This is a genomic window from Levilactobacillus fuyuanensis, assembly GCF_003946395.1.
GTDB classification, from domain to species: Bacteria; Bacillota; Bacilli; order Lactobacillales; family Lactobacillaceae; genus Levilactobacillus; species Levilactobacillus fuyuanensis.
The window spans coordinates 52,526-73,224 of the sequence record NZ_RHNZ01000006.1; the positions used below are offsets into that span (position 1 = coordinate 52,526).

The 20,699-nt window shown below is 51.7% G+C and carries 19 protein-coding genes and 1 riboswitch; of the genes, 17 read left to right on the forward strand and 2 right to left on the reverse strand.

The genetic code is table 11. The features are described from left to right. Positions 1-50 precede the first annotated feature (50 nt). The 4 genes from EKM73_RS04115 (at position 51) to EKM73_RS04130 (ending at position 4,378) form a co-directional block, all read left to right on the forward strand. Positions 51-575 carry a TetR/AcrR family transcriptional regulator gene (locus tag EKM73_RS04115; RefSeq protein ID WP_125700721.1) on the forward strand — a complete coding sequence of 175 codons (525 nt, stop codon included), beginning with the start codon at positions 51-53 and terminating at the stop codon, positions 573-575. A 215-nt stretch (positions 576-790) separates the two neighbouring features. Further along, positions 791-2,296 carry a carboxypeptidase M32 gene (locus EKM73_RS04120; protein WP_125700722.1) on the forward strand — a complete coding sequence of 502 codons (1,506 nt, stop codon included), beginning with the start codon at positions 791-793 and terminating at the stop codon, positions 2,294-2,296. Positions 2,297-2,400: 104 nt separating this feature from the next. Further along, complete coding sequence (locus EKM73_RS04125; protein WP_125700723.1) at positions 2,401-3,003, forward strand: nitroreductase family protein; 603 nt, start codon at positions 2,401-2,403, stop codon at positions 3,001-3,003. A gap of 250 nt (positions 3,004-3,253) precedes the next feature. After that, entirely contained in the window at positions 3,254-4,378 is a 1,125-nt protein-coding gene (locus EKM73_RS04130; RefSeq protein WP_125700724.1) for an NAD(P)/FAD-dependent oxidoreductase, read from the forward strand. On the opposite strand, the gene EKM73_RS04135 is transcribed toward EKM73_RS04130, so the two are convergent. After that, positions 4,354-4,761, reverse strand: coding sequence for a ribonuclease HI family protein (locus EKM73_RS04135; protein ID WP_125700725.1), 408 nt, complete (start codon positions 4,759-4,761; stop codon positions 4,354-4,356). The genes EKM73_RS04130 and EKM73_RS04135 overlap by 25 nt on opposite strands. 37 nt (positions 4,762-4,798) lie before the next feature. Between EKM73_RS04135 and EKM73_RS04140 the strand changes: the two genes are divergently transcribed. The 9 genes from EKM73_RS04140 to EKM73_RS04180 all read left to right on the forward strand — a co-directional run bounded on the left by EKM73_RS04140 (position 4,799) and on the right by EKM73_RS04180 (position 14,334). Then, a complete protein-coding gene (locus EKM73_RS04140) occupies positions 4,799-5,215 on the forward strand; it encodes an EbsA family protein (RefSeq protein WP_125700726.1) in 417 nt (138 codons plus the stop codon). Next, the gene (locus tag EKM73_RS04145) at positions 5,212-6,867 is read left to right on the forward strand and encodes a formate--tetrahydrofolate ligase (protein WP_125700727.1); all 1,656 of its coding nucleotides are present in this window, start codon (positions 5,212-5,214) and stop codon (positions 6,865-6,867) included. The genes EKM73_RS04140 and EKM73_RS04145 overlap by 4 nt, the downstream gene beginning before the upstream one ends. Positions 6,868-7,011: 144 nt before the next feature. After that, on the forward strand, positions 7,012-7,782 hold the full coding sequence (locus EKM73_RS04150; RefSeq protein ID WP_125700728.1) for a hypothetical protein: 771 nt from the start codon (positions 7,012-7,014) through the stop codon (positions 7,780-7,782). Between the two features lie 139 nt (positions 7,783-7,921). Beyond that, a complete protein-coding gene (locus tag EKM73_RS04155; protein WP_225421280.1) occupies positions 7,922-8,215 on the forward strand; it encodes a type II toxin-antitoxin system RelB/DinJ family antitoxin in 294 nt (97 codons plus the stop codon). 384 nt (positions 8,216-8,599) lie between these two features. Further along, on the forward strand, positions 8,600-9,064 hold the full coding sequence (gene lspA, locus EKM73_RS04160) for a signal peptidase II (protein WP_125700730.1): 465 nt from the start codon (positions 8,600-8,602) through the stop codon (positions 9,062-9,064). After that, complete coding sequence (locus EKM73_RS04165; RefSeq protein WP_125700731.1) at positions 9,064-9,987, forward strand: RluA family pseudouridine synthase; 924 nt, start codon at positions 9,064-9,066, stop codon at positions 9,985-9,987. The genes lspA and EKM73_RS04165 overlap by 1 nt, the downstream gene beginning before the upstream one ends. 132 nt (positions 9,988-10,119) lie before the next feature. Further along, complete coding sequence (gene pyrR / locus EKM73_RS04170) at positions 10,120-10,653, forward strand: bifunctional pyr operon transcriptional regulator/uracil phosphoribosyltransferase PyrR (protein ID WP_020089295.1); 534 nt, start codon at positions 10,120-10,122, stop codon at positions 10,651-10,653. Positions 10,654-10,677: 24 nt separating this feature from the next. Next, positions 10,678-11,757 (forward strand): carbamoyl phosphate synthase small subunit, encoded by a 1,080-nt coding sequence (locus tag EKM73_RS04175; RefSeq protein WP_125700732.1) that lies wholly within the window; start codon positions 10,678-10,680, stop codon positions 11,755-11,757. Positions 11,758-11,760: 3 nt separating this feature from the next. Continuing rightward, the gene (locus EKM73_RS04180) at positions 11,761-14,334 is read left to right on the forward strand and encodes a carbamoyl phosphate synthase preATP-grasp domain-containing protein (RefSeq protein WP_125700733.1); all 2,574 of its coding nucleotides are present in this window, start codon (positions 11,761-11,763) and stop codon (positions 14,332-14,334) included. 113 nt (positions 14,335-14,447) lie between these two features. Here the strand turns inward: EKM73_RS04180 and EKM73_RS04185 are convergent, their stop codons facing one another. Next, a complete protein-coding gene (locus EKM73_RS04185) occupies positions 14,448-16,157 on the reverse strand; it encodes an NFACT RNA binding domain-containing protein (RefSeq protein WP_125700734.1) in 1,710 nt (569 codons plus the stop codon). Between the two features lie 319 nt (positions 16,158-16,476). Between EKM73_RS04185 and EKM73_RS04190 the strand changes: the two genes are divergently transcribed. The 4 genes from EKM73_RS04190 (at position 16,477) to EKM73_RS04205 (ending at position 20,526) form a co-directional block, all read left to right on the forward strand. Beyond that, on the forward strand, positions 16,477-16,908 hold the full coding sequence (locus tag EKM73_RS04190; RefSeq protein WP_020089299.1) for a MarR family winged helix-turn-helix transcriptional regulator: 432 nt from the start codon (positions 16,477-16,479) through the stop codon (positions 16,906-16,908). A 23-nt stretch (positions 16,909-16,931) separates the two neighbouring features. Beyond that, positions 16,932-18,242, forward strand: a complete 1,311-nt coding sequence (locus EKM73_RS04195; protein ID WP_125700735.1) for an alkaline phosphatase family protein — start codon at positions 16,932-16,934, stop codon at positions 18,240-18,242. Next, a complete protein-coding gene (locus EKM73_RS04200; RefSeq protein WP_125700736.1) occupies positions 18,229-19,476 on the forward strand; it encodes an MFS transporter in 1,248 nt (415 codons plus the stop codon). Before EKM73_RS04195 ends, EKM73_RS04200 begins: the two co-directional genes overlap by 14 nt. Before the next feature lie 183 nt (positions 19,477-19,659). After that, positions 19,660-20,526 carry a DegV family protein gene (locus EKM73_RS04205; protein ID WP_125700737.1) on the forward strand — a complete coding sequence of 289 codons (867 nt, stop codon included), beginning with the start codon at positions 19,660-19,662 and terminating at the stop codon, positions 20,524-20,526. A gap of 50 nt (positions 20,527-20,576) precedes the next feature. Further along, positions 20,577-20,674: riboswitch (THF riboswitch) on the forward strand. Positions 20,675-20,699 lie beyond the last annotated feature (25 nt).

Genomic DNA, 20,699 nt, shown 5'->3' on the forward strand with positions numbered 1-20,699 from the left:
CATAAGGCGTGAATAGTGATAACATCGGCTTTTGAGGAGTGTGAGCAATCATGGCAAAACAACCGTATCATCGTCAGAATTTAGCAGCGGCCATCGCACAGCAGGCCCGAATACAGTTGGAAAATGAGGGGGCCGGCCAGCTTTCTTTGCGTCAAATCGCCAGATTTTTAGTGGTGACGCCGGCTGCCGTTTATCGGCATTTTCCAGATAAGGCCAGCCTATTAGCACAGCTCCGCACGGATATTGTGGCGGAAATCACGGCCGCCTTACGGGAGGGTGTCTTGGATTCAGCCAACGCAACGGCCATGCTCCAGCGGATGGTGGCGAACCTTCTCGACTACGAGCGTGAACATCCAAATGCCGTGGCTTTCAGCCTGACCGGACCGTTACCCGTACCACAAAGCCTGCAGACGGTGGTGACCTTACTGGCGGCCCAGCAACAGATCGCAACACCGGTTGAACAGGTCATACCGGCCATTTGGACGTTTTTATTGGGCGTTTTACTGCGGTTACCGTATACAGAGATTGATGAAGCGTGGGTAACGACTCAGCTACTGGTATTGATTGGGAAATAAGCGTTTAAGGTCAGGACGATGGCAAATGACGCTACTACCCTGAACTTTTTAGTAAAAATGAAGTAGCCAGTAAAATCGTTAACTAAATGTTTTGCTGGCCATTACTTGCTGTGTGGCTGTGTTTTGCTAATTAAAAAGCAATGAGAAATTTCACGAGATTTTTACAATCAACCATGCTAGACTTAATCTAATTTGATAATTGGAGGCGGATAGCCATGGCGACACAGGAACAGGATTTTCTGGCATTGGTTAAGCAAATCAACCTATTAGATATGAATTTAACGTTGATCGATTGGGATTCTCACACGAATTTACCACAGGACGGGGCGAGCTTTCGGGGTGAATTGACCGGCTATATCAGCGGCCAAGAGCTGGCTTTGCGGACGGGGACGGCAATGGGGAAGTTTCTCGATTACTTTGCGGCGCACCCCGCTGAACTCGATGAGAAGGGGCAACAGGTCTTACGGTTGGTCAAGAAGGATTATGATCTGAACCACGACATCCCCGCCGAGGACTATGCGGCGTATCAGCAGGTCGTTTCCGATGCCCAACAGGTCTGGGAACAGGCTCGTGTGGCCCAGGACTTCAGCCTGCTACAACCGTATCTGGAAAAAATCGTGGCATTCAAGAAGCAGTTCATTCCTTACTGGAAACGGGGGCAAGCGACCGACTACGACGTGCTCTTAGATCAGTTTGAGCCGGGGATGACTGTGGCTCAATTGGACCCGATCATGGACACCCTCAAGGCCGGCATTCAAAAGATTCAACGGACCTTGGCAACCCGGGGCACGCAGCCGCGGACGGATTTCATGAGTCGGGCGGTTCCCGAGGCTGTGCAAGAACGATTGGTTAGAGCGACCGTCTCCCGGTTAGGTTACGACTTCAAGAAGGGAAACCTTTCACGGAGCACGCATCCCTTCACCGTGGCTTTGAATCGTGGGGATGCCCGGATCACCAATCGCTACGGCGTCCACGACTTTCAAATGGCCCTGCTTGGTGGCATTCACGAGGCGGGCCATGGCCTGTACATGCAGAACTTCAATCCCGATTACGACTACACGCCGCTGGCAGACGCCCCATCGATGGGGTTACACGAATCGCAGTCATTGTTCAATGAAATCTTTATCGGCCGTAACGCGGCGTTCTGGCAGGGTGAATATAGTCGCTTCCAGCAGGCGACCGGCGACATCTTCACGGACATTGACGAGGCGACCTTCTACCAGGGATTCATGGCGACTAAGCCAACGATGATCCGGACGGAAGCCGATCCGTTGACGTATCCGCTCCACATCATCGTGCGCTACGAGCTCGAGAAGGCATTATTTAACGGCGACACCACGGTAGCGGAGTTACCCGCGCTGTGGCGGCAAAAGTACCAGGAATACCTGGGGATCACACCCGCTAACGACACGGAGGGCATTCTCCAAGACATTCACTGGGCGGGTGGCGACCTCGGTTACTTCCCGACGTATCTGCTTGGGCAAATCTATGCGGCTCAGTTCTACCACACCATGAGCCAGACGTTGCCAGTCAATGACATTTTAGCCAGTGGGGACTATTCACAGATTACCCAGTGGCGGAAGGATAATATTCATTGGTTCGGCGCGAGCTTGACGCCCCAGGCCTTGATCAAGCAGGTTTCTGGGGAAGTCCTCAATCCCCAGTACTGGTTGGATTGGATGACGGCGACCTTTGAAAAAGCCTATCAAGTCACGAAATAATTGCTTTACTTCCTAAAAGTAAGTGGTAAACTTAATCCCAGCGTTTGAATAACCACTCATCGCTCTAAAATGATAAGAACTTTAAAAGTGAGGTTTTTTAAATTATGGAAACTAAGTTTATTGAATTAGCCAAGAAACGGCGTAGCATTTACGCACTCGGTAAGAACGTGACCTTTTCTCAAGACGACTTGGTCGACCTGATCGAAAGCACTATCAAGCAGGGACCGTCTTCCTTCAACAACCAAACGACTCGGGCAATCATCTTGTTCGATGCTTCCCACGACAAGCTCTGGGACATCGTTGCTGATTCTCTACGTCAGGTTGTGAAGGACGATGCTGCCTTCGCCAAGACGCAGGCCAAGATCAACGGCTTCAAGGCCGCTTATGGGACTATCCTGTACTTTACCGAGACCAAGACAGTTGAGGAGTTTGAAGAAAACTTCCCACTGTATGCGGATAACTTCCAAGATTGGTCCGAACAGTCCCAAGGAAACGCACAATACGCCGTGTGGACGTCACTTGCCGAAAACGGTGTAGGTGCGAACCTGCAACATTACAATCCACTGATCGACGATGCCGTCCGTGACGCCTTCAACGTCCCAGCAAGCTGGCGTCTGCGGGGACAGATGGACTTTGGCTCCATCGAAGCGCCAGCCGACGCCAAGGATTATATGGACGATAGCGAACGGTTCCGCGTTTTCAAATAAGTAGTTCATGAAAAATGGATTTTGCCGCAGTGGCAAGATCCATTTTTTTAGGGCAAACTAGGTTGTAGCGAATGGTTGCTGACTCGACAAAGGGGCCACTACGATGATTGAACGTCGCGCCAAAGGCTATGTAGCCTAGTTAGCCCCCGAATACAACCCTACAATCGTAGATTAACTAAGCGTTATCTGCCGCAAGTTATGCTAAAATGAAAACTAGTTAAGTAGTGACTTGATTAGGAGGTCAATTTGCATGCAAAAGAGAATTGCCATCGTCGGTGGCGGTATCGTTGGTGCCACCGCGGCTTATTATTTGAGTAAATTACCAGGTAGTGAAAAGATCAAGGTCACGTTGTTTGATGACGGCGTGGGCCAGGCGTCGAAGGCCGCAGCGGGCATCATCTCACCGTGGCTCTCCAAGCGCCGGAATCAACAGTGGTATCGCCTGGCCAAGGCTGGTGCCGACCTCTATCCCGAATTGATCCACGATGCGCAGTTGGGCACCGATGTCTATCAACAGACTGGAACCATCGTGACGCGTGAGGATGAAGCTGACCTGGAAACCCTGTTTGCATTGGCCCAGGATCGGCGCAAGACCGCTGCAACGATGGGAGATGTGACCACGTTGACGGCTCAAGAAGTTCAGGATCAAGTGCCGCTACTGACGGCACCACAACCCGGCGTTCTGATTACCGGGGGTGCACGGGTCGATGGTGGCGCCTTGGTTGAGGGCCTGCTGGCGAGTGCTAGCAAACGAAACCTGAAAATCAGTCACGAACGCGTCAAGCTTAATGCTCAGGGACAGGTCATCACGTCACTGGGTGCACGCCAATTTGACCGGGTTATCTTAGCCGTTGGGGCCTGGCTCAAGGAACTGGTCGCACCACTGGGTGTGAACGCCGATATCCGGCCACAAAAGGGCCAACTGATCGAGCTAGCCGTCAAGGATTATCCTTTGCAAGAACACATGCCCGTTGTGATGCCTGAAGGCGAACGGGACTTTGTGCCATTTGGTCACGGGAAGCTGATTGTTGGAGCCACGCATGAGAATGATGGTAAATTCGACATCAGCGTCAATCCTGAAGTGACAGCCGACCTGTTGGGTAGTGCCCAGCGGCTGGTCAAGAGCGTTACGGCGGATAGTCTCACCGGTGTCCGGGTCGGTACGCGGGCCTACACCAGCGACTTCGCCCCGTTCTTTGGTCTGGTTCCGGAACACGAGGACTTCCTGGTGGCGTCCGGGTTAGGCTCATCGGGTTTGACGACCGGTCCCCAGATTGGGAAGTTCCTTGCCGGTTCCGCACTGTATGGCGGGACACCGGACTGGAGCCAGTACGAGAAGCCACTGACGACTTATTTGGCCTCCTCCGCGGAGTGAAGGGCTTGATTAGCCAGCGTGTGCGCGCCCTGATTCTGCTTCTCAGGGACCCATTGCGTCAGCACCAACTGAAAGGGTGCTTGAGCGGCTAGGAGGGCATCCACGAGACTTTGGTAATGTTTTGCATAATGTTTCTGTAAACTATCGCTAACAATCTGGCTATCGGTATAGAATAAAACGGTAGTCGTTGCGCAAGCGTCCCCGGCAATCTCTGCCAGTCGTTGAAATCCCAAACGGGCGATTTCAAATTCGGCGGCGTGGTTGTTGGTGGCAGTCAAGCGGCTCTTGAGTTGGGTCTGTTCGTGGTCGTGAATGATCAGAATACCCCCAGCACTCAGGCCGCTTTGTGGTTGCGTCGCGGCATCGGTATACAAAGAAAACACAGAATCACTCCAATCTTTTTGTGAGGTGTTGTAAATTATGATAACCCAAGAACGGCGATTTTTGTATCAACCCAACCCCGTTAGCAGCATTATTAACTGGAGTTGGACGCTGATGGTCCTGATGGTTGGGGCTATCTTCTGGCTGGAAGTGACCCACTTTAACTGGTGGACGCTCGGCTTCTTCGTGGCTTTTGCCATTTTGTGTTGGGCGGAGGTTCACTATCGTAATATCACCATGGCTAATGGTGTCTTGACGGTCAGCACCGTCTTGAACCATCACCACCTGGTCATTCCGCTGGCCCACGTCAGCGCGGTCCGCGTCTCACGTTATCGGATGGGGATCGTTGCCCAGGGTAAAATCTATCAATTTTTACTGCCCCGTAACTCGGCTATTGAATTGGCTGCGCTGATTCAAGCCGCCATGCCGGGAACAGTGAAGGAGGAAATCAAGTGAGCGACATTGAAATTTCACAGGAAACGCCGTTAGAACCTATCGAAAAAATTGCGGCAAAGGTAGGGTTAACGCCCGACCAAATTGAACCCTACGGTCACACTAAGGCTAAGATCAACCTGCCACTGGCCGGCGATCACCAAACGGGGAAACTCGTCTTGGTTACGTCGATCAATCCCACCCCAGCTGGGGAAGGTAAATCGACCGTGGTCGTTGGTCTGGGGGATGCCATGAACCGTGCCGGTCACAAGACCGTGTTGGCACTGCGTGAACCCTCAATGGGCCCCGTCATGGGACTCAAGGGTGGTGCGACCGGTGGGGGCTACGCCCAGGTGGTGCCGATGGAAGACATCAACCTGCATTTTACGGGTGACTTTCACGCGCTGACCGAAGCGCACGACACGTTGGCAGCGTTGATCGACAATCACATTCAACAGGGCAACGAGTTGCGGCTCGATCCCCGACGCATTGTGTGGAAACGGGTACTGGACATCAACGACCGTGAGCTGCGGCAAACGGTCATCGGGCTCGGTGGCCGCACGTCTGGGGTCCCTCGCCAAGACGGCTTTGATATCACGGTTGCCAGTGAGCTGATGGCAGTCTTGTGCTTGAGTGAAGACCTCAGCGACTTGAAGCGCCGGGTCAACCGGATCCTGATTGGTTATAACGAAGACAAGGAGCCGGTCACGGTTGGTGATCTGAAGGTCGGCGGGGCGATCACCCTGTTACTGAAGGATGCCATCAAGCCTAACCTGGTCCAGACGTTGGAACACAACCCTGCCATTATCCATGGGGGGCCATTTGCCAACATCGCGCACGGGTGTAACTCCGTCCTGGCGACGCAGACTGCGCTGCAACTCGGTGATTACGCCGTGACCGAAGCCGGCTTCGGGGCCGATCTTGGTGGTGAGAAGTTCATGGACATTAAGACACCGGTGCTCGGCAAGACGCCGGACGCCGTGGTCATTGTGGCCACTGTCCGGGCGCTGAAGTACAATGGTGGCGTTAAGCGCGCTGACTTGGAAACGGAAGACGTAGCAGCTCTTCAAACTGGGAGCGTTAATCTGAAACGGCACATTGCCAGCATGCAGCAGTACGGCGTGCCGGTGGTCGTGGCCATCAACCGCTTCACCAGCGATACCGATGCTGAAATTGCCGCACTGACGGCCGACATCGAAGCGCTGAACGTGCCCGTTGCAACGACAACCGTCTGGGCCGATGGTGGTGCCGGCGCCTTAGACCTGGCTGACAAGGTCGTTGCGGCAACGCAACAACCCAGCCATTTTACCCGCTTGACGCCAGAACACGCTGACTTGGTCACCCAGATGACGGCGATTACGCAGAAAATCTACGGTGGGGCCAAAGTTGAACTGTCGACCAAGGCTGCCCGCCAGCTGAAGACTTTTGCCAAGCATGGTTGGGACAAGCTGCCCGTCTGCATGGCCAAGACGCAGTATTCACTCACCGACGACGCCCATCAACTCGGTGCGCCCACGGACTTTACGATTCACGTCCGCGAGTTCGCACCACGGTTGGGTGCCGGCTTCGTGGTCGCCTTGACGGGGAACGTCTTGACGATGCCGGGGTTGCCGAAGCATCCGGCGGCGTTGGATATGGATATTGACGCTGATGGGAAGATTACGGGGCTGTTCTAGACCATCTGAATTCGATTATTAAAACTATTTTGTGAACGGTCAGCCTGTAGAGGTTGGCCGTTTTTTATATCGTCGCGCAATTAATGTGAACTTTGACAGTCGGTGCGTCAGTGCTAAACTAGCTAATAGTGGGAGGAATTTAGTATGAAAAAAGTGATTCAAATCATGACGATTATCGGTGTTGGCATTGGCCTTTCAAGTGTTGTCAGTATGACGGCTTCTGCAAGTAGCCAGTATTCGGCTTCGCGTGCCAGTTCGGTACGGTTAGTTTGGCGGAAGGCCATGAAACGGCATGCTTACACGGCAACGACCGGTTCACGGTTCTCGAAACACCTCAGCATTCGTTACGGCAACAATAAGACGACAGCGAAGGTGACGTGGTACACGGATGCCCATGAAATGTTGTATAAAAAGTACGCGGGCCACAATGCTATTTACTATCACGTGAAGAGCGCGGATGGATCCTTGCAGGGGTGGATCTGGCGTGGTTACCTGAAGGCTAGAAATGGCAAAGCGCCGAAGACGCAGGTCACAGATGATGCAACTGTTGATAGCGAAACTATGATTCGGACCATGTTTCCTAAGTCTACATACAATTCAAAATTAACGGATGCGGCAAACTCTTTTGAAACGATTGATGATTCCGCTGACGTTAACGAACTGCGTAGCCAAGAAGGCATGAGTCAGGTGATCTCCAGATACATGTCATTCAAGAAGATGAAGTATATCGATTTTTACAGCAAAAATCCGGCTAGCATGAAGTCGATTGACCAAGCCCTGACTGCTCAGGGATACGATGCGGCAACTAGGAAGAGCTTCAAAGGGTGGTCCGTTGGTGGTAGTGTCACGGGGTTAAATGATACGCTGGAAGGCATTGATCCAGGGGAAGGCATTATTTACCTCATTCAACAATAGTCAGTTTTCCCGGGAAGGTGGTCATCAGTGGTGGTGACTGCCTTTTTATAACCGTGTTTAACATGAATCAGCTAAGCTAAATACTTAGAATTGTCTCTCGGTCGGTGTTAAAGTGAGGTGCCATGAAAGGGTGGATAAGATGCCGGGTAAGATGCATGAGATGAAGTGTGTTCAAGCCAATCTTGACAAAGTGTTAGTTAAACAGGCAGAGCAAGTCTTTAAGGATATTGGTATGACGCCTACTTCGGCGTTAACGTCATTCTATGAACAGGTTGTCGCCAATAAAAGGATGCCGTTTGAGTTGCCTCGGATAAGCCCAGAGGAAAAACTCAGCCAAGTTGTTCAACAAGAGATTGCGGATGGAAAATTTAAAAAGGTTAGCTCACGTAAAGAACTTAGTCACTGGTTAGCTGATGACGAGAAGGAAAACTGAGGCTACTTCATTGCAGAATTTTTGAGGATAGTTAGAAGAATATGACATGATTAAGGTGATGAGCAATCGTCATCTTTTTTTGCACGCTCTACTTATGACTAATGTAATTTTTACAATTTTAGTCTCATAAATTTTCAAAATAGCTGTAGTTTTCGTTTTAATCCGCAATTAATTGAGGAGATGATCAATCGGCCAAACTCCGGCTAAACGCCAAGCTAGACACGCGTTCACCCACCATCACACCCCAGCCATAATCCTGTTGCCCCTGAATCCCCAACCCCCATGAAATGGTTCTCCAATTTTTATTTCGCACAAACCGTCAGAGGCCGGCTTTTTCTGGTATAATTTTCAACAACGACTTATAGGAAAGGTGCTCCAGAAGTTATGCTGATTGCTGATACCATCTTAATTATTCTGCTGGTCGGAATCGACCAGTGGATCAAATACGCCGTGGTGGCCAACATCCCCCTCGGTGGCGAACAAAGCTTCATCCCCGGGCTGGTATCGTTGACCCACTTGCGCAACGATGGGGCCGCCTGGAGTATCTTACAGGGCCAAATGTGGTTCTTTACCGTCATCGCCATTGTGGCGTTGGGCGTCATGGGCTACTTTTTCTGGCAGTACCGCAATCGCGGTGAACATTGGCCGGAGGAATTAGGGCTTGCCCTAATGATGGCTGGGACCATCGGGAACTTCATCGATCGGCTCACACAGGGCTACGTCGTCGACATGTTCCAACTCGACTTTATTAATTTTCCAATCTTTAACTTTGCCGACAGTTGTTTAACGGTCGGTGTGATATTTATTGCGATCGGGGTCTTTCTCGCCGATCGTCGGGAGGCACATTAATGCAAACACATGAATTTACAGTAACGGAAACGGCACGGCTGGATAAGCTTGTTGCCGAGACCGTAACCACAATTTCTCGTTCACAGGCCAAAGGGGCTATCGAAGCGGGACAGATCACGGTAGACGGCCAACCGGCCAAACCAAAGGACAAACCGGCCGTGGGAGCCACGATTCACATTGAATTGCCCGACCCACAGCCACTCGATGTCACTCCGGAAAATATTCCGCTGGATATCGTTTACGAGGACGATGACGTCATCGTCGTGAACAAGCCGCAGGGGATGGTCGTTCATCCCGCACCGGGGCATCCCAATCACACGTTAGTCAATGCGCTGTTATACCACAGCCCGCTGTCCAGCATCAATGGGACGTTGCGGCCGGGGATTGTGCACCGCATTGATAAGGATACGTCAGGTCTACTGATGGTGGCCAAGAATGACCACGCGCACCAGAGCCTCTCTGCACAGTTACAAGCCAAGACCAACCTGCGGGAGTACGTCGCCATCGTGCACGGGAGCTTCAAGGAAGAAGAGGGCGTGATTCGCGCGCCACTTGGCCGGGCACCTAAAGATCGTAAGAAACAGGCGGTCGTGGCCGATGGTCGACCTGCCGTGACCCATTTCCGCGTGCTAGAACGCTACGGGAACTATACGCTGATTTCCTGTCGCTTGGAGACCGGGCGAACCCATCAGATTCGGGTCCACATGGCTTACATTAACCATCCCGTGGCTGGCGATCCGTTGTACGGGCCCAAGAAGACGCTCAAGGGTGAAGGGCAGTTCCTACATGCCCGTGAATTGGGGTTTGTCCACCCGACGACGGGTGAGCAGTTAGACTTTACGGCACCCGTTCCAGCGCACTTCATGGCAGTCGTTAATAAGCTGCGGCACGAAGCCGGTTTACCGGTTGACAAAGTAATCTAAGCTTTTTAAACTAAACATACGAGATAAGCGGGTTTGCCGGTAGCTAGGCGGGCGGGTTTCTTCACCATTTTACCGAAGAGATCTGCCCGTTTCCTGCACATGAACGCGTGAAACTTTAAGGAGGAATTTAAGATGGCAAAGGTAGTTGTGGACGCAATGGCAATGCAACGGGCCCTGACCCGAATCACATATGAAATTATTGAAAGAAACAAGGGTGTCGATGACCTCGTTATTCTAGGCATCAAGACGCGCGGCGTGTATTTAGCACGACGAATTGCCAGCCGCTTACAACAACTGGAGAACGTGACGGTACCGGTCGGAGACCTCGACATCACGTCGTATCGCGACGATATTGAACACGACGCCGCAACCGATCCCACGGTATCTGCAGCGAACATCAACTTTTCAGTCGCCGGCAAAAAAGTGATCCTGGTGGATGACGTCCTGTATACGGGTCGCACCATTCGGGCCGCAATGAGCGCCGTCATGGATCTCGGTCGGCCTAAGTCCATTAACTTAGCCGTCTTGGTTGATCGCGGTCACCGCGAGCTCCCAATTCGCGCCGACTTTGTGGGCAAAAATATTCCTAGCTCCCAGCGTGAACGGATCAAAGTCTCTGTCAGTGAGATCGACGACCGCGACGCCGTGGAAATCCAACAGGCATAGACTTGACGAAGGGGCCGATTTAGCATGGCAAAACGCTATTTGATTTTAGAAGACGGCTCGGCCTACGCTGGTGAAGGATTTGGTGCCGGCGCGACAACGAGTGGCGAAGTCATTTCCAACTTGAATCTCTTAGGCTATCAGGAAACAATCACCGATCAAATTTATCACAACCAAATCATCATTTTTGCGCAGCCGGCCATTGGTAACGTAGGGATCAACCACGATAGTTACGAGTCGATCCTACCCACGGCTAAGGGGATGGTGGTCCGCGATGTCACGAACATCTCGACCAACCGACTGTCCCGGCTGTCGCTCGATGAATTTTTACAACAACACAACATTCCGGGCATCAGTGGCATTGATACCCGCCACCTGATTCGTAAGCTACGTAAGATGGATGGACCGGTCAAGGGGAGCATTGTGGACGTCGCAGATGCTCACGCCTTTGATCAACTCAACGCCACGGTGCTGACGAATCGCCAGGTCGATCAGGTTGCCACGCCCAAGCCGTATCCCAACCCGGATACCGGTAAGAACGTGGTCGTGATCGACTTTGGTCTGAAACACGGGATCTTACGGCAGCTGTCTGAGCGCCGGTGTAACGTCACGGTTCTGCCGTGGACGGCGAGCGCCCAGGACGTGTTGAACTTGGATCCGGATGGGGTTCTCCTGTCGACGGGACCAGGATCTCCCTTAGACCTCGGTGAAGGGGTCTTAGAGATGATTAGAGCCGTCCAAGCGGAGATTCCGTTATTCGCTATCGGCTTGGGCCACGAGCTCTTTGCACTGGCAAATGGGGCCAAATTAGAGGCACTGCCCGTCGAGTATCATGGGAGTAGCCATCCCATTCGGCGGATCATTACGAATGATATTATTTACGCCACGCAGGGTCAGGGATACGCCGTTAGCGCCAAGACGATTGACCGTGACCGGCTGATCACGACTTACGTGGACCTGATCAATGGCACCGTTCAGGGACTGCGACATCGTGACTACCCAGCATTCTCCGTGCAATTCTTTGCGGATGGTGCACCGGGTCCTCACGAGAGTCGAGACCTGTTCGACGAATTCATGGAAGCCATGACAGCACGGCGGGAGGGATAAAGCTTGCAGAACTTGGATGACTTACAAAAAGTTTTGATCATTGGGAGTGGTCCGACGGAAATTGGTCACGAGACCGAGCTCGACAGCGCCACCGTCCAGATCATCACGGGTTTCAAGAAGCACGGTGTTCGAACACTGGTAATCGACAATAATCCGTTCTCCGTGGCGCTGGAAGAAATCCAGCCAACCAACATGTACGTTCAGGCGGTCACGACCGCTAACGTGCGTCACATCATTGAGCGCGACCAGCCAGACGCCATCTTACCAACGTTGGGTGGTCTACTGGGGATTCGAATCGCTCAGGAACTCGTTGAAAATGGCGACATTGGGCGGTTTGGTGTCACCATTCTGGGGATGCCGGCCGCAACGCTGCGACAGATCAACAATCCGGCTGCCCTCAATGACACGCTCAAGGAAATTCATGAACCGGTCATCGAGGCTCAGGTCGTGTCGACGGAAGACGAAGCGTTGGGCCTGGTTGAATCGATTGGCTTCCCTTTGATTGTGAAGCCGGTGGCACCGCGCTTGGATACCAACCGAACGATCTGTGAAAACGTTGACGACATGCTGGACGCCCTGAATCAAGGGTTCGCCCAGTCACGGTTTGACCAGTGTACGTTGGAACGCAGTGTCGTGGGTTACAAGGAAATTGAAATGGTGGCGATCCGGGATGTGGCCGATACCAAGGTCATGATCACGGGACTTGAAAATATTGACACGGTCGGGATTCACTCCGGGGATTCTATCGTGGTGACACCACCACAGACACTGAACGACCGTGAGTATCAGGATTTACGAGATGCGACCTTTCGGATAGCAACCGAGCTGGGAATCGTGGGTGTCATTCACATCCACTTTGCCTTGAATCCGGACAACCAGCATTTCTACGTGACCAAGATCGCCCCATACTTTACGCGGGGAGTGGCCTTGGCGGCACGGACGACTGGTTATCCACTGGCTCTGGTCACGGGAGCTCTGCTGATCGGTCAACGACTCGTCGACATTAAGTTGCCGAGCCGCTTTGTTAAGCAGACCGCTATCATGGAACCCACCATCGACCACGTCAGCGTGCGCATCCCAATCTGGCCTTTCCAGGAGGTGCCCGATGCTGATCAACACCTAGACACCGTCATGAAAGCGGTCGGGTCAACAGTTGGTGTGGGACGCTCGGTCGAAGAGGCCATGTTAAAGTCCGTGCGGAGTTCGCAGTTTTCACCTCGAGATGTGTTACCCAGTGTCAGTAATCTAACCGATGGGGAAATGATCAGTCAATTGATTCATCCATTGGCTAATCGGATTCTTGTGTTGATTGAAGCACTTCGGCGCGGGTACACTCCGGATGAACTGAGTGAACTGACCAAGATCGATGTCTTCTACTTCGTCAAACTCCAACATTTATTAAAAATCGAGAAACAAATCAAGGGAAATCCCTTGGATGTGGAGACTCTCAAAATGGGACGTTACTACGGTTTTGGGGATGGGATGATTGCCCGTATCTGGCAGACGGATACAGCAACTATTCGCCGGTTGTCTGCCGAAGCGGAGATCAAGCCAACCTACAAGATGATCGAGCCCACGGCTGGTGAGTTCGATGAACACGCCAGTGGCTATTACAGTACCTTTGAGTATGAGAATGAAAGCGAACCGTTAGGCGACCGGACTGCATTAGTCTTAGGACGTGGTGGTAATCAGTTGGGGCCCAATACGGCGGCCGAGTATTTCACAACTGAGATGCTTAAGCAGCTGAAGCGGGCAGGATACCATACGATTCTGATGAATACCAACCCGAATGCCATTGGAATTGCCCCTGAGTTCACGGATAAGCAGTACGTCGATCCCATCCAATTGGGTGATGTGCTCAACGTAATCAATGTCGAGCACCCCGACATTGTCATCGTTCCGGGGAATCGGCATTACCTGACACGTGAGCTGGGTAAGCTGGACTTGAATCTGCATGTTCTACCCCCAGATCAAGAGAGCAGTAAGGCGCAACCGAAGACAGCGACCATCAGTGTGAGTCTGTTCGTCCACGAGCAACACAAGATTGCGGTGGGGGTCATGGACATGATTGCCCCGGGGATGAATCAGGATATCGCCCAGGTCACCGCCTTTCGGATGCCTGCTGAACGGGCCAAAGCTGATCGACTGAAGTTGGTCGAACAAGCCAAAGAAGCCGTTAGCGAGCATCAGTTGACGGGGATGGTGCAGGTCCTCTTTGCACCGAAGAGCAAGGACAGTCAACAATTGACGGTCGTTGGCATTCGGCCAACGCGTCTGACGGAGATGGCTTTTTTGAGTAAAGTCACCGGCGTCAACTGGGTACGAATGCTCACCCGACAACACATTGGGACGCTGGACGAGAAGGAATTGGCTGCCATTAAGATCGACCTTAACAGTAAACGAGTCGCCTTGATGAACGCCGTCTTCCCATTCCAGCAACTTCACGTTCTGAACCGGCCGGGAACGACCGATCAGGAAATGGGGGCCACGATTGCCTTTGGGTCGAGCGAAGCCTTAACCTTGAGCAATTTAAGTGATACCGAACAGCTCGACAAGATTATTAATCGGACGATTTAACAAACGGTATTCTTCGGGATTAAAAAGTAAGTTGTAACTAGCAAAAAGTACGCCATCAACGTTAATTGATGGCGTACTTTTTATTTGGAGATTGTTTGTATAGTGCAATTAAGCTAATTATCTGCTAATTTTTCAACTAAAGCACTTTCAGGCGTGACGTAGACCGTCCGTTGACCGGTAAAAATCACGTAACCGGGTTTAGCCCCGTTAGGCTTGTGCAAACGCTTGACGGGTAGGTAATCCACGGGAACGTTGCTCGAAGCCCGACCCTTGGAGAAGTAGGCGGCCAGGTTGGCGGCTTCCATGATGGTAGCCTCGCTCGGGTCGTCATCGTGAATAATGACGTGAGAGCCCGGCATGTCCTTCACGTGCAACCAAATGTCGGTCCGCTTGGCCGTGTGCAGGCTGAGTTGATCGTTTTGCAGGTTGTTCTTCCCAACGGAGATCTTGGTCCCATCGCTGGCAGTGAAACGATCTGGCTTGCTGACCTTTTGCCGTTTTTGTTTCTTGTTCTTCTTCTGATGATCGTGATCGCGGAGGTAGCCACCCTGTTGAAGTTCCAAACGGATGTCGACCAGGTCCTTAGGGGCGGCCAGTTCGATCTGCGCCATGATATTCGAGAAGTAATCCACGTCAGCTTGGGTAATCTTAAGCTGTTCGTTAACGTAGATCACGGCGTTCTTGGCCTTTTGATACCGTTTGAAATACTTCTGGGCGTTTTGATTCGGCGAGAGTTGATTACTGAGCTTGATCTTCAGTGGTTTATTCTCGTCGTAAAAGTTGGGCAGGGAAACCTCGGTTTGGCCACGCTCGACTTGATTGAGATAAGTCGTGAGAATTTCACCCTTGATCCGGTAGTCATCGGCGTTTTCCGTCTCGGCTAACGTTCGCTGTAACTTCTTAAGCTTGTTACGGTTCTTTTTGAGTTCATTACGGACGACACGAATCAAAACACTCCCTTGTTGCTGAACACGGTCCCGTTCGGCCTTATCCTGATAATAGGCATCCAGCAGTTCAGACAGGCTCTCGGAGGTCTGTTGCATACCGGTCGTCGGGTAGGGGAAGGCGGTAAAACTGGTCTTGCCCTTGGGCGAGATGGTCAGCGTTGGCTGTGGATTGTCGAAACGCGCAAAGAAGTCGCGGAAGTGTTGGGCGGCATCGCCAGGTTCGTGTAGTGCCGTTGACAGGGCGGCTACCGTGTCTTTGCCCAGTCCCTGGTATTGATGTTGTAAAGTTTGGGCGAGAACGTCCTCATTGGGGAAGTCTCGTAAAGTTTGAGCGAGATCGGCTCGGGGACCATCGAAGGGATTATCAAGATCCTGTTTTGGTGGATTGATGTATTGCGCACCCGGGAGTAGTAACCGGTAACGGTTCTGATCGGAGCCGACGTGCTTGATGGCGTCCAGAATTTTACCGCTGGCACTGTCAACGAGGATGACGTTACTGTGCCGGGCCATGATCTCGATGATTAGGAGTAACTCTTGTTGATCACCCAATTCATTGCGAGACGTAAAGTGGAGGTGGACGACCCGGTCGTTAGCGGCCTGGGTGATCCCCTTGACAATGGCCCCTTGCAGGTACTTTCGAAGGATCATCGTGAAGTTCGTGGGGACGGGGGGATTGACGTAAGGAATCTGCGTCACTTGAATTCGCGCGTAGGTTGGATTAGCCGAGAGAAGAATAGGGTAATTATGGCCGTTGGTGCGAATCGTCAGGACGACTTCGTTATCGTAAGGTTGGTTAATCTTACTAACCCGGCCAGTCGTCAGATTTTGGCTGAGTTCCTGAACCATTGCGTGGGTAAAGGATCCGTCAAATGACATGGAAACAACACCTTTCTAGTGAAAAATTTATTTTTAAAAGAGATTTATAGTGGTCAGAAAGCTGACTGTGCTGGCTCACGGCTGAATAAACATAACGGATAATAGCGATAGATCGGTCGTGAGGTAGATTGTAGGTTACTTGGAATTAAGCACGGACGCACTCCCAAAATTGCCGCAACTTTAAGTATAACTGGCGGACGGGTGAAGTGCAAAGAAGACCCCTTAGAATTCCAATAATTTTAAGACGAAATCGTCATCAAATTGACTTGTGATTAGCAAGCAAATCGTTGTACAATACAAGCAAAGGAGTGAGGGCAAAATGAAATCCAGTCTAGCCGCGTTAATGGCCATCAATAAAGTGCAACAAACGTTGCTGCAACGGATGACCAAGCAGCATCACCTGACCGTTTCCGAGTGGCAGTTACTCGACCACATAGGCGGCGGCGAAAATACCCAAGAAATTCTTGCCCAACAAACCAAGTTGGATACCTCGACTTTGAGTCGTCAACTGAAGGGCCTGGTTGCCAAAGATATGGTCACCAAGAAAGCCATTGGGCGAGACAAACGACAATTGGTATATACAATAACAGATAACGGTACGGAAACTGCCGCGACAATCAACACGGCATTCGAGACCTTATCCGATGATGTTTTTGAACATTGGTCAACCGATGAACGCAATTTATTACAAATATTATTGAACCGGCTCGATAAGAGTATGGACCGGCAACGCACCGTCAAGGAACCTTGAGGGCGTTTAAGCATAAGGAGTGAATGATTATTCAGCAAAGACTAGTTGTGATTTCTTTAGATGCAATGGGGAGTCGGGACTTAGATGAACACTTAGAGGAGCTGCCCAACCTGCGGCGTCTGGTCGTCACGGGAACCCGGGTCAGAAAGGTGCGGGGTATTTATCCCACATTGACTTATCCCTCGCATACCACGATTATTACCGGGCAGTATCCGGCAGTCCATGGGATTGTCAACAATACCAAGATGCAGCCGCAGCGCCAGTCGCCAGATTGGTACTGGTATCAACGTGACGTGAAGGTGCCGACGCTGTACGACCTTGTGCGGCAAAAGCACGAGAAGACGGCGGCCTTTCTGTGGCCAGTCACGGCCGGAAGTAAAATTACTTATAACCTGGCAGAAATTTTTCCCAACCGAATCTGGACGAACCAAGTCCTGGTTTCATTAAAGGCCAGCAGTCCGGCCTTCCTGCTACGGATGAATCAACGCTATGGTCATTTGCGGCGGGGCATTCAACAGCCCGAGCTGGATGACTTTATCACGGCCTGTGCGGTCGATACGCTGATCCATAAGAAACCCATGTTAACCCTGATTCATCTGGTCGACATGGATAGCATGCGTCACCGCTATGGGGTGCGGTCGGACGAGGCGATGGCGGCTCTGAAACGTCTAGATGCTCGAGTCGGTAAGCTGATCGATGCGACGATTGCGGCCGGAACCTTCTCGGCCACAAATTTCGCCATTCTGGGGGATCACTACCAGATCAACGTGGATCACATGATTCACTTGAATCAGGCCTTCGCTAAGCGTGGATGGTTGACGCCCATGGCTAACGGGACGGTCAAGAACGACTGGCACGTGTGGGCGAAGTCCTGTGATGGGAGTACTTACGTGTACACCCGTAATTTTGCGGACAGCAAGCACCTGCAGCAACTGCTTGAGGAGACTCCCGGCGTTGCTAAGGTGATTGACGGTCAAGTTGCGGCCAAACGTGGAGCGGACCCGTACTGTCGTTTCATGGTAGAAGCGGAAGCCGGGTATTACTTTACGGATGAGACCGGTCGTCCTGACGTGGTAGAGGCGGTTGACCCGGAGAGTCTCGGGCAACCAGACCGCTATCACGGGGTTCACGGTTATGATCCAGATAAGCCGGACTACTTTACGACGTTGGTTCTGAATGGACCGGCAATTAAACCCAATCAAATCATCGATGAGGCGCGACTGATCGATGAGGCGCCAACCTTTGCAAAACTTCTGAACGTGCAGTTCCCTGAAGACTTACCGGGTCAAGCTTTGACCGCGGCATTTAAGGAGGGCCACGATGAAGTTAACTAAAGAGCAATGGAGCTGGGTCTTCTACGACTGGGCCAACTCCGGCTACGGCATCATTGTGACCACGGCGGTTCTACCGATTTACTTCAAAGGGGTTGCCGAAAGCAGTGGGGTCGCGGCGGCAAATGCTACGGCCTACTGGGGCTATGCCAATAGTTTTGGGACGTTGCTCGTGGCTATTCTGGCACCTTTCCTGGGAGCCTTAGCCGATTACCGGGGATTCAAGAAACGCCTGCTGACCGGGTTCGCCAGTCTGGGGATGGTGATGACGGTGGGACTAGCCCTGTTGCCATCCTCGCAGTGGCAGTGGCTACTGTTTATCTACATCCTGTCGATTCTAGGCTATTCGGGTGGGAATCTCTTCTATGATAGCTTTCTGACCGATGTCAGTGATGACCAGCAAATGGACCGGTTGTCCAGCGTGGGCTACGGTTTTGGCTATCTAGGGGGCGTGATTGCCTTTCTGATCTTCATGGTCCTCGAGTTCACCAATGGCTTTGGTCAGCTGTCGAGTCTGGCCGTCGCACGCTGGGGCTTTGCCTTAGCGGCCGTGTGGTGGATTGTCTTCTTCATCCCGTTCCAGCGTAACGTGCACCAGCGCCACGCCTTAGACGTCACGTCAGCGCCACTGAAGCAGAGCTGGCATCGCGTCTGGCAGACCATCATTCACCTGCGGCAACACAAATACTTAGCCTGGTTCCTAATTGCTTACTTCTGTTATATCGATGGGGTTGATACCATCTTTACCATGGCGACCTCCATCGGCCTGGATATCGGCATCAACAGTACCACGCTGATCATGGTGCTGCTGGTCGTCCAGCTGGTAGCCTTTCCGTTTTCCATCTTCTATGGGTGGTTGGCCGGCAAGACCAGCACGCGAACCGGGATCTTAATTGCCATTATTGTTTACCTGGTGATCTGTGTGGATGCCTTGAATTTGAAATCGACGCTGGACTTCTGGATTTTGGCAGTCTTAGTCGGGACGAGTCAGGGGGGGATTCAAGCTTTGTCACGATCCTACTTCGGTCGGTTAGTCCCCAAGGAACGGTCGAGTGAGTTCTTTGGTTTCTATAACATTTTAGGAAAGTTTTCAGCGGTACTGGGTCCCGTTTTAGTCGGGGTCGTCACTCAAATGACGGGGCAATCCCGCATTGGGGCGGCATCGCTGTCGATTCTGTTTGTCATTGGTCTAATAATTTTTCTCACGATTCCACGGTCAGCGACAGGTAAATCCTAGTCGTCTCGGCGAAATTATGGTATTCTAGTTTTTGAAACTTAATTTTGACCCCAGTGGACATCTCATTTTTAAAGTATTCCGCTGGCCGTACTGGTTGATCTTGCTCGCTGAGTTGTGATTAACGGTGCGGCTTAATTGTGGGGTAAATGAGTCCTAAACGAAAGATAAAGTAGGTGTACAAACATGAAGATTGCTGTGGTCACCGATAGTACCAGCTATTTGTCCGCAGAAGAGGTCGAGCGGTATCACATTCACGTCGTCCCTATTCCGGTGATCATTGATGGTCGCTCCTATGATGAAGATGTTGATATTACCACGAGCGAATTTTACGAGCGATTACGAAATTCCAAGTCGTTCCCCAGCACGTCCCAACCGCCATTAGGCGAAATGATCAATTTATATGATCAGTTGGCCGACGAGGGGTACGATGCGGTTATCAGCATTCATTTAGCCAGCACGATTTCTGGGTTCGTTAACCAGTTAAAGGCGTTGGCCCCAACGATTGAAAACATCAAGGTCATTCCATATGATTCACAAATTACCGTTAAATTAATGGGTTACTTAGCCATCGAAGCTTCACGAATGGCCGCAAAGGGTGCCAAACCGGACGAGATCATCGCCCGGCTCGACGACTTACGGTCAACAATCGGCGAATACTTCGTGGTTGATGACCTGCAAAACTTGGTGCGTGGTGGACGGTTGTCCAATGCATCTGGGTTTATCGGGAGCGTCTTACGCATCAAGCCATTGTTGACGTTTGACGATGACACCCACGAGATCGTGGCTTTCGAGAAAGTTCGTTCACGTAAGAAGGCGTTAGCCCGCGTGGAAGACCTCTTCGTCGAGGCCCAATCCAAGGTCGACTATCCGTTACGGGCGTTGGTCTTAGACGCTAACGATCCCGAGGGTGGCCAATCCTGGGCCAACAAGATTGCCACGCAGTATCCCGAGATTCCGGTGGAACGGTCGTACTTTGGCCCGGTCATCGGCACTCATCTGGGGGAAAAGGCCTTGGCCTTAGCCTGGTTAAAAGATTTCGATCGCGCTTAACGCGTGCATCTTCTATGCGGTTATGGTAAGCTAGTCGCTGTAATTAAATTTACGGAGTAGGAAATAAAGCGTCAAGTGCTGGTGGAACGCAATGTGAACACCGGACGAAGGGCAATTGGCCCGCGATTTTATTTCCGCATTGGCCGCAGCGATGTGGCAACTCCCTTAGGAGA

Excerpts from the sequence above, each read along its gene's own strand:
- EKM73_RS04115 (WP_125700721.1), top strand. The coding sequence starts at position 51 with ATGGCAAAACAACCGTATCATCGTCAGAATTTAGCAGCGGCCATCGCA.
- EKM73_RS04120 (WP_125700722.1), top strand. The coding sequence starts at position 791 with ATGGCGACACAGGAACAGGATTTTCTGGCATTGGTTAAGCAAATCAAC.
- EKM73_RS04125 (WP_125700723.1), top strand. The coding sequence starts at position 2,401 with ATGGAAACTAAGTTTATTGAATTAGCCAAGAAACGGCGTAGCATTTAC.
- EKM73_RS04130 (WP_125700724.1), top strand. The coding sequence starts at position 3,254 with ATGCAAAAGAGAATTGCCATCGTCGGTGGCGGTATCGTTGGTGCCACC.
- EKM73_RS04140 (WP_125700726.1), top strand. The coding sequence starts at position 4,799 with ATGATAACCCAAGAACGGCGATTTTTGTATCAACCCAACCCCGTTAGC.
- EKM73_RS04150 (WP_125700728.1), top strand. The coding sequence starts at position 7,012 with ATGAAAAAAGTGATTCAAATCATGACGATTATCGGTGTTGGCATTGGC.
- EKM73_RS04155 (WP_225421280.1), top strand. The coding sequence starts at position 7,922 with ATGCCGGGTAAGATGCATGAGATGAAGTGTGTTCAAGCCAATCTTGAC.
- lspA (WP_125700730.1), top strand. The coding sequence starts at position 8,600 with ATGCTGATTGCTGATACCATCTTAATTATTCTGCTGGTCGGAATCGAC.
- EKM73_RS04165 (WP_125700731.1), top strand. The coding sequence starts at position 9,064 with ATGCAAACACATGAATTTACAGTAACGGAAACGGCACGGCTGGATAAG.
- pyrR (WP_020089295.1), top strand. The coding sequence starts at position 10,120 with ATGGCAAAGGTAGTTGTGGACGCAATGGCAATGCAACGGGCCCTGACC.
- EKM73_RS04175 (WP_125700732.1), top strand. The coding sequence starts at position 10,678 with ATGGCAAAACGCTATTTGATTTTAGAAGACGGCTCGGCCTACGCTGGT.
- EKM73_RS04185 (WP_125700734.1), bottom strand. The coding sequence starts at position 16,157 with ATGTCATTTGACGGATCCTTTACCCACGCAATGGTTCAGGAACTCAGC.
- EKM73_RS04190 (WP_020089299.1), top strand. The coding sequence starts at position 16,477 with ATGAAATCCAGTCTAGCCGCGTTAATGGCCATCAATAAAGTGCAACAA.
- EKM73_RS04195 (WP_125700735.1), top strand. The coding sequence starts at position 16,932 with ATGATTATTCAGCAAAGACTAGTTGTGATTTCTTTAGATGCAATGGGG.
- EKM73_RS04200 (WP_125700736.1), top strand. The coding sequence starts at position 18,229 with ATGAAGTTAACTAAAGAGCAATGGAGCTGGGTCTTCTACGACTGGGCC.
- EKM73_RS04205 (WP_125700737.1), top strand. The coding sequence starts at position 19,660 with ATGAAGATTGCTGTGGTCACCGATAGTACCAGCTATTTGTCCGCAGAA.